The sequence below is a fragment of the Pseudomonas sp. VEM90 genome (assembly GCF_054611535.1).
In genome coordinates this window covers 1-1,598 of record NZ_JBTRAR010000056.1, presented here as the reverse complement: position 1 = coordinate 1,598, position 1,598 = coordinate 1, and the positions used below count along the sequence as shown (strand labels likewise).

Below are 1,598 nucleotides of genomic sequence, written 5' to 3'. Positions count from 1 at the left end.
CCCCCGGTGTCAGGATAGTTGTCGCCTCGCCAGATTTACCTGAAACCAGACCCCGGGGGCGGAAAGAGAGCCGTTGTGCCGTACTATTCCTCTGAGCGCAAAGCCGAACTGCTCAAGATGCTGGGTCCTCCACTCAACCTGACGATGGCCGAAGTCGCTAGGCGCGAGGGCGTTACTGAAATGTCGCTGTATACCTGGCGCAAACGAGCCAGTGCCGAAGGATGTGTGGTGGTGACCGATCCCAAACACCCGACCGAGAGTTGGTCGGCAGAAATGAAATTCGCAGCTGTAGCCGAATGCGCCAGCTTGTCCGAGATTGAGGTGGGTGAATACTGCCGTCGCAAAGGCTTGTATCCCGAGCAGCTTGCTGCCTGGCGGCAAGCGTTCCTGAGTGGGATGGCCCCTCCAAAAGCGCAGCCTAAGGTTGATCGGGAGCAGGCCCGTCAGGATCAGAAACGCATTAAACAGCTTGAGCGCGAACTGCGCCGCAAGGATAAGGCGTTGGCTGAAACAGCCGCGTTATTGGTGCTGCGAAAAAAGCTCAACGACTACTGGGGAGTAGACGACGAGGACAATTGACTGCTCTGCCGGAACGGCAACTGCTGGTGGCTTGGCTGACTGAGGCGATTAATTCCGGAGCTCGGAAATTGACGGCATGTCAGGAAGTTGGCTTGACGCTCAGAACGTTGCAGCGCTGGACTCAAACGGAAGAAGTGGCGGCGGATGCACGTACAACTACAGTTCGCGCAACCCCACCGAACGCGCTGAGCGAGCACGAGCGACAAGCGATTCTCAACCTGTGCAACAGCGCTGAATATGCTCACTTGCCACCTAGCCAGATCGTGCCGAGGCTGGCCGATAAGCAGCTCTATATAGGCTCGGAGTCGACCTTTTACCGGGTGCTTCGGGCTGCTGGACAGCAAGAACGCCGAGGGCGTGCTCAACGCCCTGGGCGTCATGCCGAGCCGACAACGCATGCTGCCTGCGCACCTAACCGGGTGTGGTCGTGGGACATCACATACTTGCCGTCTTCGGTGCGTGGAAAATACTACTACCTGTACCTGATCGAAGACATCTACAGCCGCAAGACTGTGGGCTGGGAGGTACACGAGAACGAAGACGGCGCCAAAGCTGCAGTGTTGCTGCAGAGAAGTGTAATCAGCGAACAGTGCTTGAGAGAGCCGTTGGTGTTGCACTCGGACAACGGCACGCCGATGAAATCAGCCACTTTGCTGAGCAAGATGTACGAGCTGGGCATAACACCGTCCCGCGGCAGGCCGCGTGTCAGTAATGACAATCCATACTCGGAGGCGCTTTTCAGAACACTGAAGTACTGCCCGCAATGGCCGACCAAGGGTTTCGAGACCTTGGATGCTGCACGATGCTGGGTGCGTGATTTTATCCGTTGGTACAACCACGAACACCGACACAGCCGAATCCGCTTCGTCACGCCAGCAGAGCGTCATCGAGGTCAGGACAGGCAAATCCTTGCCCTGCGCCACGAACTCTATGAGCGCGCTCGAAGCAAGAATCCGGAGCGATGGTCAGGACGCACTCGCAACTGGGAGCCGATTGGTACCGTGCTGCTGAACCCTGAT

Annotated in this window: 1 protein-coding gene; it reads left to right on the top strand. The window is 57.6% G+C overall.

Translation table 11 applies throughout. The annotated features are described in order from the left end of the window. Positions 1 to 75: 75 nt before the first annotated feature. Positions 76 to 1,598 (top strand): IS3 family transposase gene (locus ACYCCG_RS25970; RefSeq protein ID WP_459672313.1). Its coding sequence is split into 2 segments (ribosomal slippage), with 1,524 coding nucleotides annotated over them: positions 76 to 541 and positions 541 to 1,598; the frame shifts between segments, so codons are not numbered across the junction. This gene is flagged as partial in the annotation.